This window comes from Anaerococcus tetradius (assembly GCF_947087635.1).
Taxonomy (GTDB): Bacteria; Bacillota; Clostridia; order Tissierellales; family Peptoniphilaceae; genus Anaerococcus; species Anaerococcus tetradius.
The window spans coordinates 1-16485 of the sequence record NZ_CAMUDP010000019.1 but is presented as its reverse complement, the minus strand read 5'-3'; the positions used below and the strand labels follow the sequence as shown (position 1 = coordinate 16485).

The following is a 16485-nucleotide window of genomic DNA, read 5'->3' as shown; positions in this document are numbered from 1 at the left end:
GGGAGCTATGTGCTGAGAGGAAGTTCGACTTCGACCATCAAACCGGACAGGATAATGCCTGCAAGGGATGAAGCATGTTTATTCTCCTATTAGTGCTTTAGGAGGTTTTTTTAATTTATGAAGTATAAGACACAGATGGAAGCTGCAAAACATGGTTTTGTAACAGAAGAGATGAAAATTGTAGCTAAGAAAGAAAATGTAAGTGAAGAATTTCTTTTGGAAAAAATTGCCAAGGGTGAGATAGTAATTCCTAGAAATAAAAATCACAACTCAATTTCTCCAGAGGGAATCGGATGTGGACTTAAAACAAAAATCAATGTAAACTTAGGTATTTCTAAAGATTTAAACGACCTTGACCTTGAGATGGAAAAGGTAGATATGGCTCTAAAGATGGGAGCTGAATCAATAATGGACCTTTCTAATTATGGTAAGACCCAAGAATTTAGGAAACAACTTATAGCAAAATCTACAGCCATGATAGGAACTGTACCTATGTATGATGCGGTTGGTTTTTTGGATAAGGGACTAAGTTTCATAAAGGCTCGTGAATTTCTCGATGTAGTTAGAAACCATGCCGAAAATGGAGTAGATTTTGTAACTATCCATTGTGGTATTAATAGGGCAAATGCTGATATTTTTATGAGAAATAGAAGGGTTAATGAGATAGTATCTCGTGGAGGTTCGCTCTTATTTGGTTGGATGATGATGAACAATCAAGAAAATCCTTTCTACGAATACTATGATGAACTTTTGGATATCCTAAGAGAGTATGATGTTACCCTATCCTTGGGAGATTCACTAAGACCAGGTGGCATCCACGATGCGACAGACCCTGCCCAAATAGCTGAGCTTATCACCCTAGGCGAGCTTACAAAAAGAGCTTGGGAGAAGGATGTTCAAGTTATAATCGAAGGCCCAGGTCATGTTCCAATCAATGATATCGAAATGAATATGAAACTTGAAAAGAAACTTTGCCACAATGCACCTTTCTATGTCCTAGGACCACTTGTTACAGACATAGCCCCAGGTTATGATCACATCACAAGTGCAATAGGTGGAGCAATAGCTGCAAGCTGTGGGGCAGATTTCCTATGTTATGTAACTCCAGCAGAGCATTTGAGACTACCTGATGTTAATGATGTAAAAGAAGGAATAGTTGCAGCAAAAATTGCCGCTCACGCAGGAGATATTGCTAAATTAAAAGATGCTAGAAAATGGGATCTTGAAATGAGCAAAAGACGCCAAAAAGTAGACTGGGAAGGCATGTTTGAACTAGCCCTTGATCCTGAAAAGTGTAGGGCCTATAGGGAATCATCTAAGCCAGAAGAAGAAGGAACTTGCACTATGTGTGGAAGCATGTGTTCAGCTAGAAATATGAACTTAATCCTTGAAGGTAAGGATATAGTTTTATAGACTTAGGAATATTGCAAGCATCTATGTAAGGATAAAGCATGGATGTTTGCTTTTTTTCAATAAATTTTAGTTCGTCTTAGAAAGAAGGTTCTATGAAAATAAGAGATATTGAGACAGCAAGACTTTTACTTAGAGGATTTCAAAAAGAAGATGCTCTTTGGGCTTACAAAATTTGGAATGACCCTGAGATGGGCAAGTATCTTCCTGATGAAGCGATGGAAGAAATAGATGAAGCTTACATTAAAGAACTAGAACAACTGGGTGATGATGAAGAATGTTGCTATCTAATTCCAGTTCTAAAGGATAGTAAAGAAAGGGTTGGCACTTGCAGTTTTATAAGAAGTCATGATGGAAAAATCTATGATATTGCCTATTGTATTCACAAAGATTTATGGAATAATGGATATGCAACTGAAATTGCTAAAGGATTAATTTCCTTTGCAATGGAAAGTGGAGCAGATAAGGTAACTATAGAAGTAAACCAAGACAATAAGGCTTCAAATCGAGTAGCAGAAAAATGTGGCGGAAAAGTTGTAAGCGAAGATATTTTTGTAAAAAAAGGGACAAATGCTACTAAAAAAACCTATAAGTATGAAATTTCTTTCAAAAAATGATTTTTGTATACATAGGAAAGCCTTTACCATTGCTTGTTTTTAAAATAAATAGTATAATAACTTAGCTAGGAGGATGACTTCTGGCTATTATTTTTTGAAAGGAGTATTTATTTGCAAAGAAATAAAATATTTCACTGGCCAATCTTTATCCTTATGGCAAGTGTAACCTTTATGGCTATTTCAACTGAGCTAGTTCCTTCTGGAATCTTGCCTGAGCTTATGGATGGCTTAGCTATTAGTGAAAAAGGTGCAGGTAATTTGGTAGGCTTTTATGCCATAGCAAGTGCTCTTTTTGGCATTCCTTTAATATCAGCGACTGTGGAATTTTCTAGGAAGAAATTACTGCTAGTTCTTCTAATAGGTTTTTCAATTAGCAATTTAATAGTAGGACTTGCAAGTTCATATACTTTGGCCTTAGTCGGCAGAATAGTCGGAGGGATTTGCGCAGGGGTTTTGTGGCCAATGATTGCTGCTTTCGGAATGAAGCTTACAGATGAAGACCACAAGGGAAAAGCAGTTGCTGTTATCATGAGTGGAACTACTTTTGGTATGAGCCTTGGTATCCCTTTTTTTACATATATAGGAAGAAGTCTCAGTTGGAGGCTTGAGTTTATGGCTATCAGTCTTACAAGTTTTTGTATAGCTATCGCTTGTTTTTTTATGCTTTCTGATGTGAAGGGTGTAAAAAGAGAAAAATCAAACGCACCCCTTACCCTAATTAAGAATAGGGGAGTATTATTGGCTATGTTTCTTACAGCAATAGCTTCCATTACCAATTATGGAATCTATACTTATATTACTAACTTGATTGAATCCATAGATTATCTTAGAGGAATTGGCTTTGCCCAACTTCTTTTTGGAATTGGATCTATTTTATCGGTAATTCTTGCAGGCAAAGTCATTGATAAGCATTTAAGATATTTAACAGTATTTTTGTTTTTAGATTCTTTGCTGGCATTTTTAACATTCGCTCTATTTAAGGGAGAAAGTATCCTATGTCATGTGGGATTTTTCTTGTGGGGACTTGGTTTTGGGGCTCTCGTTGCCTTGTTTCAAACAGCTGTTGCAAGACAAGTTCCAGCAAATGCAGCAGCAGTTGCAACCTCACTTCAATCGGCAACCTTTAATATAACTATAATGTTTACAAGTTCCATGTCGGGGGCAATCCTTGCAAGTCTTTCTATGGAAATCTTGCTTAAAATAATGGTGGTCTTATTAGCTTGTGGTATTGTTGTAGCATTTAGGGCAAAGAAAATTTTAGCCTAAGAGGAGGAAATATGAAGAAAAAATTTGTAAACGCAAAAATATATGGCCATGAAAATCAATCGGAAATTCTAGTAGAAGATGGTAAGTTCCTTGCCTTTGGTAAGGATCTTGATGGGGCAGAAGAGATAATAGACCTAGATGGAAATCTTGTAATACCACCATATGTTGATAGTCATCTCCACCTAGATTATTATATGATAGGAAAGAGCGATGAAGTTAAAAATGAATCAGGTACTCTTTTTGAGGCTATTGATTTATGGAATGACTTCAAAAAAGGAAGCAGCAAAGAAGAGATGAAGGAGAGAATCTACAAGGCAGTTGAAGATTGTGCATCCTACGGAACTCAATATATCAGGGCTCAAACCGACTGCACTGATCCAAAGCTAACTGGAATTAGGGCAGCCCTAGAAGTTCGTGATGAACTAAAAGATAAGATTACCATCCAAGTTGTAGCCTTCCCACAAAATGGGATGTATTCCTACGAAGAAGAAGGAAAAACAGGTAGGGATTTAGTTGAAGAAGCCCTAAGGCTCGGATGTGAAGTAGTAGGTGGCATCCCTCACAATGAATGGTCAAGAGAGCTTGGAGAAAAATCAATCAAAGAGATTGTCCGTCTTGCCGTAAAATATGACAAGCTAATAGATGTTCATTGTGATGAAACAGATGATGTAATGGCAAGATTTGTGGAAGTTTTAAATGCTGAAGCCATGATAAATAAGATAGGAGAAAAAACAACTGCAAGCCACACATGTTCTTTTGGTTCAGTTGATAATTCCTATGCCTTTAGGATGATGGGCCTATTTAGAAAATCCAAACTTAATTTCATAGCCCTTCCAACAGAAAATGCCTTTTTGCAAGCAAGACAAGACACTTATCCAAAACGCAGGGGGCTTACTAGGGTTTTGGAATTTGTAGATAATGGTATAAATGTTTGCTTTGCCCAAGATTCCATAGTAGATCTTTGGTATCCAGCAGGCAATGGCAATCTTATGAATATACTTGATAATGGAATCCACCTTGCCCAACTTATGAGAGAGAAAGATTTTGATAAAAACCTAGACCTCGTTACCTACAATGGAGCAAAAACTATGCATATAGAAGATGAATATGGTCTTGAAGTAGGAAAGCCTGCCAACTTTATAGTTTTGGATGCTCCAAACGAATTTGAAGCAATAAGAAATAGGGCTGAATGTTTGGCATCAATTAGAAAAGGTGAATTCTTATTTAAAAAGAAAAAAAGAGCCTTTGATTATAAATTAAATATCAGATAAGATTTAATCCCCACTTGCCGGGGATTTTTTGCTTTAGGGATTTGGAAGTAAATTTATGAATATTTGACTTAAAAATAACTCATAAAATGGTATATTCAAAATGACGGCTTTTATGAAATTTTTGTTTAATAAAAATAGAAACAAGAAAGGAATTAAGATGAAGACTGATATTGAAATTGCAAAGGAAGTTAAATTAAAAGACATAGATGAGCTTTGTAAGGAATTAGCCCTTACAAATTATGAAAAGTACGGAAATTACAAGGCAAAATTGTCCTTGGAATATGCAAATAATATGAGAGATGATTCAAAGTTAGTTCTTGTTACTGCAACAAATCCAACTCCAAGCGGTGAAGGAAAGACAACTTTAAACATCGGTTTATCCATGGCCTTAAATAGGATTGGCAAGAAGGCGGTATCAGTTCTAAGAGAGCCTTCTATGGGGCCTTCCTTTGGTAGGAAGGGTGGAGCCGCTGGAGGTGGTTATAGCCAAGTTCTCCCTATGGATGAGATTAACCTTCATTTTACAGGAGACTTCCACGCTATAACAAGTGCTGTTAACCTAGTTGCTGCCATTTTAGACAACCATATTTATCAAGGAAATGAAAAAAACATAGATCCAAAACAAATTGTTTGGAGAAGATGTGTTGACCTAAATGATAGGGCCCTTAGAAATATAGTAATAGGGCTAGGTAATAGGACTGATGGAGTTACTCGAGAAGATAAGTTTGATATAACTGTTGCAACTGAGATGATGGCTGTCTTATGTCTAGCAACAAGCATAGAGGACTTCAAAAAGAGGGTTGCTAAGATGATTGTTGCCTATGATTATAACAATAAGCCTGTTACAGTTGATGATATAAAGGCAACTGGTTCTGTTTGTGTAGTTATGAAAGAAGCCCTAAAGCCAAATCTAGTCCAAACTATAGAGCATACTCCAGCCCTTATTCATGGTGGGCCTTTTGCAAACATTGCTCATGGTTGTAACTCCCTCCTTGCTACAAAGACGGGTCTTGCTATAGCTGATTATGTAATTACAGAAGCAGGCTTTGGAGCTGATTTGGGTGCGGAAAAATTTAATGATATTAAATGTAGGCTAGGTGGACTTAATCCATCGGCATGTGTAATAGTTACATCAGTAAGGAGTTTGAAATACCACGCAGGTTTAGGGATTGATGAAATTGATAAGGAAAATCTACCTTACCTAGAAAGGGGCTTTAGAAATCTAGAAATCCATATAGAAAATATGAGAAAATTTGGCAATAATATCCTAGTTGCCATAAATAAATTTCAAAGTGATAGCGAAGAAGAAATAGCCCTCCTTAAAAAATTAACATCAAAAACTGGTATAAAAGCCATTGAGACAAGTGTCTTTACCGATGGAGGAGAAGGTGGCATTAAACTCGCCAAAGAGTTAGTTGAGCTTTGCAAAAATAAGAATGATTTTAAATACCTATATGATACTAAGCAATCAATCAAAGAAAAGATAGCCACAATTGCAAGAGAAATCTATAGGGCTAAGGGTCTTGTATATAGCAAAAAATGTGAGAAGGATATTAAAAGGATAGAAGCTTTAGGCTATGAACAAATGCCTATTTGTATAGCCAAGACTCCATATTCCCTCTCAGATGACCCAAATATTAATATAAACGAAGAGGATTATGAGATAAATATAAGAGAAATAAGAATTAATGCAGGAGCAGGATTTTTAGTAGCCTACACTGGAAATGTCTTGACCATGCCTGGTCTACCAAAAGATGCTAATGCCTATAAAATTGATTTAGACGCCAATAACGAGATTGTTGGTTTGTTCTAAGGGCTTAGCCTTGCAAGGACTTGTAAGTAAACTGTAAACTGATATATTACTTCCAAAAACTTGCAATTTTTATGAAACTATTTATAATATATGTATAAAAAAATTTAGGGTAGATGGAGGGTATATGACAAAGAAATGTTCAATCAACATGACAATTGAAACAAACAATGCTTTTGCTTTACTTTGTTACTCTATCTTTGTCTATATCAAAAAGTTAAGATTTCCATTAGTTAAGTATGACTATGAATTACAAGAGAATCCTGTTTTGGGTTCTCTTTTTACGTTTGTAAATTAATTTCTTATAGGAAAGGATTTTGGAATATGAGTGGTGTAGTAGGAATTAAAAGTGAAATTGATAAGGCTCATAAGCTATATTATTCTTTATGTTCAATCCAACACAGGGGAGAAGATGCAGCCGGCATGGTTCTATCCGACGGAAAGAGACTAAGTAGGATGAGAGCCTTGGGGCTGGTTAATGAAATTTTTGATGATGATAATCTTGTGGATACTCCTGGTGAATATGGTCTAGGTCATGTTAGATCTTCACCTGAGGGAAGAAACATGAACTATAATGTCGAGCCCTTGCTAAGCTTTGCTAGGGATAATGAACTTTCCCTAGGTCATGATGGTAATCTCATAAATTACTATGACTTAAAGAAAAAAGAAGAAAGTATGGGTACGGTCTTTCATACCCATACCGATAGTGAGTTAATCCTCTTATTAATAACTAGATATTATGAGGGCGATATTGTAAAGGCAATAAGAAAGGCAATGGCAGATATCAAAGGAGCATATTCTTGCGTCTTATGTATGCCAGACAAAATCGTAGGCTTTAGAGATTATATGGGGATAAGACCATTGTTTTTGGGCTATGATGAAGAAACGACAATTATTGCAAGCGAAAATTGTGCCATGGAAGTCCTTGATATTGATAATTATAGGGATATTGAGGCAGGGGAAATTGTAGTAGTAGATAAGGAAGGTATCAAGTCTTACCAAGCTTATGATAGGGTAGATTGTAAACATTGTATTTTTGAATACATATATACGGCAAGACCTGATGCCAACATAGAAAATATTAATGCTTACAACTTTAGGGTGAGAAGTGGGGAACTTTTGTACGAACAAGCCCCAGTCGATTGTGACCTTGTTTGTCCAGTTCCTGATTCAGGAACCCCATCTGCTATTGGTTTTGCCCAAAAGTCTGGTATTGCTTTTGCTTCTGGTCTTGTAAAAAACAGATATATGGGAAGGACTTTTATAAAATCTAGTCAGAAGGAAAGGGAAATTGCCGTAAGGCTAAAGCTAAATCCTCAAAAATCCGTCCTAGCTGACAAGAGAATAGTCTTGGTTGATGATTCAATTGTAAGAGGGACAACTTGTGCTAAGCTTATAAAACGAATTAGAAAGGCAGGAGCTAAGGAAGTCCACATAAGAATCTCATCTCCTCCCTTCACACATCCTTGCTTTTATGGGGTAGATACTCCTGATAGAAAAAAGCTTTTAGCCTTTAATCTTTCCCTTGAGCAAATGCGAGAACAAATTGGGGCTGATAGCCTAGAATTTCTTACATTAGAAAATTTGATGAAGCTTATAGATAAGCCTGAAAATTATTGTAAGGCTTGTTTTACTGGACAATATCCAATAGAAAAGGAATGTTTATGAAACTTGCAGTTTTTATTTCTGGGACCGGGTCAAATCTTCTGGCCCTAATAGAAGCTCAAAGAAAAAAATATTTTAATAGCCAAATAAAGCTTATTGTCGCAAACAAAGAAGCCAAGGGCCTAGCACATGCAAGAGATAACAATATAGCCTATATGGTAAGCAAGGATGATGAGAAAATCCTAGCTAAGCTTAAAGAATATGAGATAGACTTGATAGTCCTTGCAGGATATTTGCCAAAGGTAAGTAAAAAAATCATAGATGCCTACAAAATCATAAATATCCACCCCTCACTTTTACCAAAGTATGGAGGTAAGGGTTTTTATGGGATGAATGTTCACAAGGCAGTCTTTGCTAACAAAGAAAAGATAAGCGGAGTTAGTATTCATTATGTAAATGAAAACTTGGACGATGGAGAAATTATTTTTCAAAGAAAGGTCGATATCAGCCAGTGCCAAAGTGCCGAAGCAATTGCCAAGAAGGTATTAGAAGTAGAACATGAAAGCTTGAAAGAAGTAATTAAACAATTGGAGGGATGAAAGTGAGAGCCTTATTATCAGTAACCGACAAGACGAAGATTGAAAAACTTGCTAAAGATTTGTGCGATTTGGGAGTAGAGCTTATATCTACTGGAGGAACATACCAAACAATCAAAGAAGCAGACCTTGATGTAATTGAGATAGAAAAACTTACAAATTTCCCAGAAATATTAGAGGGAAGGGTTAAAACTCTTTCACCCTATGTTCATGGAGGTATTCTTTACAAAAGAGATAATAACAGCCATCTTGCTACAGTTAAAGAGTTAAATATCAAGCCAATTGACATAGTAGTAGTTAACCTATATGACTTTCAAAAGGCTCTTGATGGGGGTAATCCAGAAGAAATCATCGAAAATATAGATATAGGTGGCCCATCTATGCTAAGGTCAGCCGCCAAAAACCACAAGGATGTCTTAGTTGTTACTGACCCAAGGGATTATGAGGAATTGATTGAAAGATTAAAAAATGATGATATAGACCTAGCTTATAGGCAAAGGCTCGCTATGAAGGCCTTTAATCTTACAGCCTTTTATGATTCTCTTATAGGAAGATATTTTTCCAAACTTACAGGTAAAGAGAGTAAATACAAGACCTTCGGTTTTAAGAAAGAATCAGACCTCCGCTATGGAGAAAATCCTGGCCAAAGGGCAGGCCTTTACAATGATCCTTTTGTGAAAGGACTTATGGAAAATATTGAAGTTATCCATGGCAAGGAGATGAGTTATAACAACTATAATGATTTAAACCCAGCCATTGAGCTTTGCCAAGAGTTAGGAGAAAATGCTGTAGTTTGCCTAAAACACCAATCACCTTGTGGGGTTGCAGTAGGAAGTTGTGTTTATGATTCATATATGAAGGCCTTTGAATGTGATAGTCAATCAATCTTTGGTGGAATAGTTGCAGTAAATGGAATAGTTGATAAGAAAGCTAGCGAAAAAATGCACGAAATCTTTCTTGAGATAATAGCTGCAAGGGACTTTACTGATGAAGCCTTGGAAGTTTTAAGAAAAAAGAAAAACCTAAGGCTCGTCAAGGTTAACTTTGATAATGAATCCGTAAGGGAAGAATTAAGATACCTAAATGGTAAGGTCTTAATTCAAGATAAGGACTTTGGAAAAGACGAGATAAATCTAGTAACTAATAAAAAACCAAGCGAAGAAGAAATTAAAGACCTCCTATTTGCCCAAAAGGTCGTAAAATATGTCAAATCCAACGCCATAGTAGTAGCAAGGGGAATGAAGACTCTAGGATGTGGAGCTGGCCAACAATCAAGAGTTTGGGCTCTAGAATTAATCAAAGACCACTTTAAGGATAGAGACTTCAAGGGAGCAGTCCTTGGGTCTGATGCCTTCTTCCCTTTTTCTGATACAGTAGAACTTGCCCATGAAATGGGAATTGAATCAATCATCCAACCTGGTGGATCAATTAGAGATCAAGATTCAATTGATAAATGCAATGAATATGATATGAGCATGGTATTTAGTAAATCACGCCACTTTAAACATTGAGGTGAATTATGAAGATTTTAATTATAGGTTCAGGAGGAAGAGAACACGCTCTAGGAGAAAAGCTTAAAGCAGATGATAGGAAGCTTTTCTTTGCACCGGGCAATGCAAAAACTGAGGATATTGGAAAAAACATAGGAATTGGAGCAGAGGATATTGATAAGCTAGTTGACTTTGCCAAGGAAGAAAGAATAGACTATACAGTTGTAGGTCCGGAAAATCCCCTTTGCTTGGGCATAGTCGATAAATTCTTGGAAAATGACTTAGAGATATTTGGAGTAAATAAGAAGGCTTCAAAGTTTGAGTCAAGCAAGGCCTTCACTAAAGAATTTCTTAACAAATACGGCATCCAAACAGCAAGTTACTTAATGTGTACTAATAAGAAAGAAGCCCTAGCTTATGGAGAAAAATTATTAGAAGATAAGGGAAGGCTTGTTTTAAAAAGGGATGGACTGGCAGGAGGTAAGGGTGTCTATATAATATCCTCCAAGAAGGATTTTGAAAAAAGAGTAGATGAAGTCTTAGCTAAAGATGGGGTCTTGATTATAGAAGAATATCTGGAAGGCTTTGAGATGAGTCTACTTTGCCTAACGGACTCAAAGAGGATAATTCCTCTTCCAACAAGTAAGGACCATAAAAAAATTTACGAAAACGAAAAAGGGCCTAATACTGGCGGAATGGGAACTTATGCCCCAAACATAGAAGCAGAAGCCTTCAAGAAGAAAATCAAAGAAGAAGTCTTGCCAAAGATTATTAAGGGCTTTAATAAAGAAAATATTAATTATAGGGGTGTCTTATTTATTGGCTTTATGATTAATGAATCTGGCATCTATGTTCTAGAATTTAATGTAAGATTTGGTGATCCAGAAACTCAAGTTGTATTAGAATTAATAGACAATGATCTCTTGGACTTGCTAAAGGCGACTTCATCTCAAAAATTAAAAGACATTGACCTTAAAATTAATAATAAAAAAGCCCTTTGCCTGGTACTCGCCTCCGAGGGCTATCCAGCAAGTTATGAAACAGCTAAGGAGATTAGCTTCGATAAGGGGGTTAAATCAAAGATAATCCACGCAGGAACAAGAAAAGATCATGGCAAAGTCCTAACAGCTGGGGGCAGGGTTTTAAATATCCTAGCAGTAGGTGATAGCTTTGATGAACTAATAAAGACTGCCTATGAAGACGCTAAAAAAATTCATTTTGAAGGAAAATACTATAGAAAAGATATAGGTCCTTCAGTAAAAAGAGTCTATGTAAGAAAAAACGATCCATTTGATTTCGAATCTATCAAGCTAAAAGAAAAGATTAAGACCACCCTTGGTATATCCTTGACTGCTCTTAAAATTTATAAAAGATATGATCTTCAGACAAGTGATGATAATGTGGAAAAATTGTTATATACTGTCCTTGCTGAAGCTCCAGTAGATACGGCCTATGCCTTTGATGAGGCCCTAAAGCTTCAGGCAAATTTCAAAAAAACCATAGTTAGCCAATACTTATCTGGTCAATTTAACCCAAGAGAAAAGGGGGTCATAGACACAGCCTGTCTTGTAATTGATGATCCAGACTTTGAAGTGAAGGCTTCTACAGTTTATGAAATCGAAGGGGCAAGTAATCAAGACCTAGAAAAAATCGAGAAATTCATCATAAATCCTGTCGATTCACACAGGGTTAAGCTTTTAGGAATCCCCACAAGTCTTAGGAAAAGTAGCCAGAAAAACTTAGAAAATATTACTTATCATGGCTTTAGGGAATTTGATGAAAAAAAGTTAAGACAATTTATCGAAGAACAATCCCTGGCTATGAGCCTTGATGATTTAAGGCTAGTTAGAGATTATTTTAGAAGCGAAAATCGTGATCCTAATGAAACTGAAATTAAAATTCTAGATACCTATTGGTCAGATCACTGTAGGCACACTACTTTTAATACTTATCTTGATATAGATATAGAAGTTAAGTCCTTATTAGATAAGGCCATCAAGGAATCTTTCAATAAATATCTAAAGATGAGAGAAGATTTATCCATCACAAAGCCTATAAATCTCATGAGTCTTGGCACAATTCTTTCTAAATACATGAGGGCTAAGGGAAAGTTTGAGGACCTAGAAGTTAGTAAGGAAATAAACGCCTGCTCAGTCTACACCAAAGTGAGGGTCCTTAGGGATGGGAAGGAAAGATTAGAAGATTATCTTTTGATGTCTAAGAATGAAACCCACAACCATCCAACAGAGATAGAACCTTTTGGCGGGGCATCTACTTGTCTGGGTGGGGCTATAAGAGACCCTCTTTCTGGAAGAAGTTATGTATATCAAGCCATGAGACTAAGTGGGGCTGGTAATATTAAAGAGGCCTATGAAGATAGGCTAGAAGGAAAACTTCCTCAAGCAAAAATTACCAAAGAAGCAGCCCTAGGTTATTCTTCCTACGGAAATCAAATCGGCCTTGCAACAGGTCTTGTAGATGAGTTTTATCATGAAGGCTACACAGCAAAAAGATTGGAATGTGGGGCAGTTATTGCAATAGCTCCAAGGGAAAATGTAAAAAGATTAGACCCTCTTCCAGGGGATTTAGTAATACTTCTTGGGGGCAGGACTGGTAGAGATGGTATAGGAGGTGCTACAGGTTCTTCTAAATCTCACAAGCTTACTTCAATTCACACAGAATCAGCCCAAGTTCAAAAGGGAAATGCTCCAGAAGAGAGGAAAATCCAAAGACTCTTTAGAAGAAGTGAAGTAAGTAAGCTTATCAAAAAATGTAACGACTTCGGTGCTGGCGGTGTAGCGGTAGCTATAGGAGAGCTGGCCGATGGTATTGATATCTACCTAGACAAGCTTCCTTTAAAATATGAAGGTCTAAAGCCTTTTGAAATAGCCATATCAGAATCCCAAGAAAGAATGGCCCTTGTAATTGATAAGAAATATTTAGATGAGTTTATGGCCTATGCTAAGGAAGAAAATATTGAAGCAAGTGTAGTTGCTAGAGTAACTGATAATAATACTATGACACTTTTCTATGAAGATGGCCTAGTAGCTAAGCTTTCTTATGATTTCATCAACACAGATGGGGCAGAAAGATATGCAAAAGTAGCTTATGTTAGCGAAGATGTACCTAGCATCCTAAAGGCTAAGGATGATGATCCAAAAAAATTCTATGACAAAATAAAAGAACTTGATCTTTTAAGTAAAAGGAATTTAATAGAAATCTTTGACCCATCCATAGGAAGAAATACTGTTTTAAATCCCCTAGGAGGAAAGAAACTCCTAAATCCTTGCCAAGTCATGGCGGCAAGGATTCCAGTAGATGAGGGAGTTTCAAAAACTGTATCATTAATGTCCTATGGTTTTGATCCAAAACTTTCTGATATGAGCCAGTATTTGGGAGGCTATTATGCAGTAGTTGAGTCTATAGCAAGATTAATAGCAGTAGGATCAAGCCTATCTAAGATTAGATTATCTTTCCAAGAATTTTACGAATCAATGGATAGGCCAGAAGCTTGGTCAAAACCCCTCAAGTCCCTCCTTGGAGCCTTCGAAGTATCAAGCTTTTTTGAAACACCTCCTATAGGGGGGAAAGATTCGATGAGCGGTACTTTTGAAAATATTAAAGTTCCACCTACCCTAATATCTTTTGCAGTTACTACAGAAGATATAGAAAATATTATTACAAATGACCTAAAGGGACTTGGAAGAATAGGAATTATTAAAACGCCCTACAGGGAGGATGGAAGCTTAGATTTGAGAGAATTAAAAGATAACTTTGAGAATCTAAATAAAGATATAAGAAGTGGCAATATCATTTCAGCCATAGCCCTTACTAGAAAGGGACTTTTGGCAGACTTATATGAACAAGCTATTGGAAACACTGGCTTTGAAATAAACTATGATAATCTTTACAATCCTATGTTTGGCTCCTTCCTTGTGGAATATAAGGATAATCGTGATTTTATAGAAAATATCGGAAGTTTTAAGGAGGAGATAATAGTTAATGGCATTAAACTTGATGAAGAAAAATTAAATCAATCCTATCTCCATGGTCTAGATGAAATCTTCCAAGCTTATGATGATATAAGATGTGAAGCTTTAAAGCCTAAAACAGTTCCTAGAAAATTAAAATCCGATATGCCAGTTGATAAGCCAAGGGTCTTAATACTCACAGCTCCTGGTACTAATTGCGAACTTGATAGCGAGATGGCCTTCAGGAAGGCTGGGGCTGATACAGAAATTTTTGTCTTTAGAAATCAAAATGAAAGTGATATAGAAGAATCAATTGATATACTTGCTAAGCTTTTGGAAAAATCACAAATATTTATGCTACCAGGAGGCTTTTCACTTGGAGATGAGCCTGATGGTTCAGCTAAGTTTTTGGCAAATATTTTAAGAAATGAAAAAATAGCCAAGGCAATTGATATCTTATTAAGAAAAAATGATGGATTGATCTTAGGAATTTGCAATGGCTTCCAAGCTCTTGTTAAAACAGGACTCTTGCCTTATGGAAAAGTAAAAGTCCAAGAAGAAGATGATCCCACCCTAAGCTTTAATAAAGCATCCCGCCATATAGCAAGTTTTGTAAATACTAGATGTTTGACAAATAACAGCCCATGGACAAGGGGCCTTGATCTAAATAAAACTTATAGACTTCCAATCTCTCATGGGGAGGGAAGATTTATAATCAATAAAGATAAATTAGAAGAACTTCTTGATAAGGATCAAATCTTCTCTATTTATGAGTCTTCTCCTAATGCTTCTGACTACAATATAGAAGGAATTTTATCGGAAGATGGCAAAATTCTTGGAAGAATGGCCCATGCTGAAAGAATTGACGATGACTTATTTAAGAATGTGTATGATGTTGGTGGCGAAAGTTTATTTGAAAATGCAGTAAATTATTTTAGAAAGGAAGAAAGATGAAATTTTTAGGAGATGGATTAACCTTTGATGATGTCCTTTTGGTACCAGGCCCTTCGGAAGTTTTGCCAAATGAGGTAGACACGACAACTTATTTGACAAAGAAGATTAAACTAAATATACCTATGATGTCGGCAGGTATGGATACTGTTACAGAATCTCAGATGGCCATAGCCATGGCAAGGCAGGGTGGTATAGGAATAATCCATAAGAATATGCCAATAGACGAACAAGCCAGACAAGTTGATCTGGTCAAAAGGTCAGAGCATGGAGTCATAACCGATCCATTCTACCTTCACCCAGACAACATCCTCCAAGATGCCCTTGATATTATGAAGAACTATAGAATATCCGGCGTTCCTATAGTGGATAAGGAAATGTATCTAAAAGGAATTTTGACTAATAGGGATGTGAGATTTGAAGAAGATCCCAAGGTCTTAATTGATACAATAATGACTAAAGATAACTTGGTTGTAGGTTATGAGGGAATCAAGATGAAAGAAGCTATAAGCCTTATGGAAAAAAGTAAGATTGAAAAACTTCCTATAGTAGATGAGGATAATAAGCTAAAGGGTCTTATCACCATAAAAGATATAGAAAAATCTAGGCAATACCCAGAATCTGCAAGAGATGCAAACAACAGATTAGTTGTAGGAGCTGCAGTAGGTATTACTAATGATATGATGGAAAGGGTAGATGCCCTTGTTAGTGCTAAGGTAGATGTGATTACCCTCGATACAGCCCATGGTCATTCCAAAAATGTCCTAAGGGCAGTAAGAAAGATAAAGGAAAAATATCCTGACCTCGATTTAATAGCAGGAAATGTTGCAACAGCTGAGGCAACTCGTGATCTTATAGAAGCAGGCGTTGATGCAGTTAAGGTCGGCATAGGGCCTGGATCAATTTGTACAACTAGGGTTGTTACAGGCATAGGAGTTCCACAAATAACAGCTATAATTGATTGTGTAAAAGAAGCTAATAAATACGATATTCCTATTATAGCTGATGGGGGTATCAAGTATTCTGGAGATATTACCAAGGCCCTTGCTTGTGGAGCAGCTGTAATTATGGCTGGTTCCCTATTTGCAGGAACTGAGGAATCTCCAGGAGAAACTATCCTATATGAAGGCAGACAATACAAGGAATACCGTGGTATGGGTTCACTTGCCGCAATGAAAGATGGATCTGGAGATAGGTATTTTCAAACCAATACCAAAAAATATGTGCCAGAGGGAGTCGAAGGTAGAGTTGCCTATAAGGGCCCAGTTGGAGAAGTTGTCTATCAATTACTCGGTGGTCTTAAATCTGGTATGGGCTATGTTGGAAGCAAAAATTTGGCTGAACTTTATGAAAAGGCTAAATTTATAAAAATTACTTCAGCTTCCCTTATAGAAAATCACCCTCACAACATTACCATAACTAGAGAATCACCAAACTATTCTAAAAACTAGACCAGCTATCAAATGTCAAGAGAAAATAAAAAATAATTTATCTTGAA

Annotated in this window: 11 protein-coding genes; all 11 read left to right on the top strand. The window is 36.5% G+C overall.

The genetic code is table 11. The annotated features are described in order from the left end of the window. Nucleotides 1-117 precede the first annotated feature (117 nt). A complete protein-coding gene (thiC, locus tag P6936_RS06875) occupies nucleotides 118-1413 on the top strand; it encodes a phosphomethylpyrimidine synthase ThiC (protein ID WP_276881220.1) in 1296 nt (431 codons plus the stop codon). 92 nt (nucleotides 1414-1505) lie between these two features. Beyond that, complete coding sequence (locus tag P6936_RS06870; protein ID WP_004835784.1) at nucleotides 1506-2027, top strand: GNAT family N-acetyltransferase; 522 nt, start codon at nucleotides 1506-1508, stop codon at nucleotides 2025-2027. 111 nt (nucleotides 2028-2138) lie between these two features. Continuing rightward, a complete protein-coding gene (locus P6936_RS06865) occupies nucleotides 2139-3293 on the top strand; it encodes an MFS transporter (RefSeq protein ID WP_276881219.1) in 1155 nt (384 codons plus the stop codon). Between the two features lie 11 nt (nucleotides 3294-3304). Beyond that, entirely contained in the window at nucleotides 3305-4564 is a 1260-nt protein-coding gene (locus P6936_RS06860; RefSeq protein WP_060929088.1) for an amidohydrolase family protein, read from the top strand. Between the two features lie 157 nt (nucleotides 4565-4721). Beyond that, entirely contained in the window at nucleotides 4722-6377 is a 1656-nt protein-coding gene (locus tag P6936_RS06855; protein WP_276881218.1) for a formate--tetrahydrofolate ligase, read from the top strand. A gap of 124 nt (nucleotides 6378-6501) precedes the next feature. Next, complete coding sequence (locus P6936_RS06850) at nucleotides 6502-6672, top strand: hypothetical protein (RefSeq protein ID WP_004835788.1); 171 nt, start codon at nucleotides 6502-6504, stop codon at nucleotides 6670-6672. A gap of 26 nt (nucleotides 6673-6698) precedes the next feature. Continuing rightward, nucleotides 6699-8042, top strand: a complete 1344-nt coding sequence (purF, locus tag P6936_RS06845) for an amidophosphoribosyltransferase (protein WP_004835789.1) — start codon at nucleotides 6699-6701, stop codon at nucleotides 8040-8042. After that, nucleotides 8039-8578 (top strand): phosphoribosylglycinamide formyltransferase, encoded by a 540-nt coding sequence (locus tag P6936_RS06840; protein WP_040349173.1) that lies wholly within the window; start codon nucleotides 8039-8041, stop codon nucleotides 8576-8578. Before purF ends, P6936_RS06840 begins: the two co-directional genes overlap by 4 nt. Nucleotides 8579-8580: 2 nt before the next feature. Beyond that, nucleotides 8581-10086 (top strand): bifunctional phosphoribosylaminoimidazolecarboxamide formyltransferase/IMP cyclohydrolase, encoded by a 1506-nt coding sequence (gene purH / locus P6936_RS06835; protein WP_060929085.1) that lies wholly within the window; start codon nucleotides 8581-8583, stop codon nucleotides 10084-10086. 8 nt (nucleotides 10087-10094) lie between these two features. Next, complete coding sequence (locus P6936_RS06830; RefSeq protein ID WP_276881217.1) at nucleotides 10095-14990, top strand: phosphoribosylformylglycinamidine synthase; 4896 nt, start codon at nucleotides 10095-10097, stop codon at nucleotides 14988-14990. Beyond that, nucleotides 14987-16438 carry an IMP dehydrogenase gene (guaB, locus tag P6936_RS06825; protein WP_276881216.1) on the top strand — a complete coding sequence of 484 codons (1452 nt, stop codon included), beginning with the start codon at nucleotides 14987-14989 and terminating at the stop codon, nucleotides 16436-16438. Before P6936_RS06830 ends, guaB begins: the two co-directional genes overlap by 4 nt. Nucleotides 16439-16485: the final 47 nt, after the last annotated feature.

Excerpts from the sequence above, each read along its gene's own strand:
- P6936_RS06850 (WP_004835788.1), top strand. The coding sequence starts at position 6,502 with ATGACAAAGAAATGTTCAATCAACATGACAATTGAAACAAACAATGCT.
- P6936_RS06855 (WP_276881218.1), top strand. The coding sequence starts at position 4,722 with ATGAAGACTGATATTGAAATTGCAAAGGAAGTTAAATTAAAAGACATA.
- P6936_RS06870 (WP_004835784.1), top strand. The coding sequence starts at position 1,506 with ATGAAAATAAGAGATATTGAGACAGCAAGACTTTTACTTAGAGGATTT.
- P6936_RS06830 (WP_276881217.1), top strand. The coding sequence starts at position 10,095 with ATGAAGATTTTAATTATAGGTTCAGGAGGAAGAGAACACGCTCTAGGA.
- P6936_RS06860 (WP_060929088.1), top strand. The coding sequence starts at position 3,305 with ATGAAGAAAAAATTTGTAAACGCAAAAATATATGGCCATGAAAATCAA.
- purF (WP_004835789.1), top strand. The coding sequence starts at position 6,699 with ATGAGTGGTGTAGTAGGAATTAAAAGTGAAATTGATAAGGCTCATAAG.
- thiC (WP_276881220.1), top strand. The coding sequence starts at position 118 with ATGAAGTATAAGACACAGATGGAAGCTGCAAAACATGGTTTTGTAACA.
- P6936_RS06840 (WP_040349173.1), top strand. The coding sequence starts at position 8,039 with ATGAAACTTGCAGTTTTTATTTCTGGGACCGGGTCAAATCTTCTGGCC.
- guaB (WP_276881216.1), top strand. The coding sequence starts at position 14,987 with ATGAAATTTTTAGGAGATGGATTAACCTTTGATGATGTCCTTTTGGTA.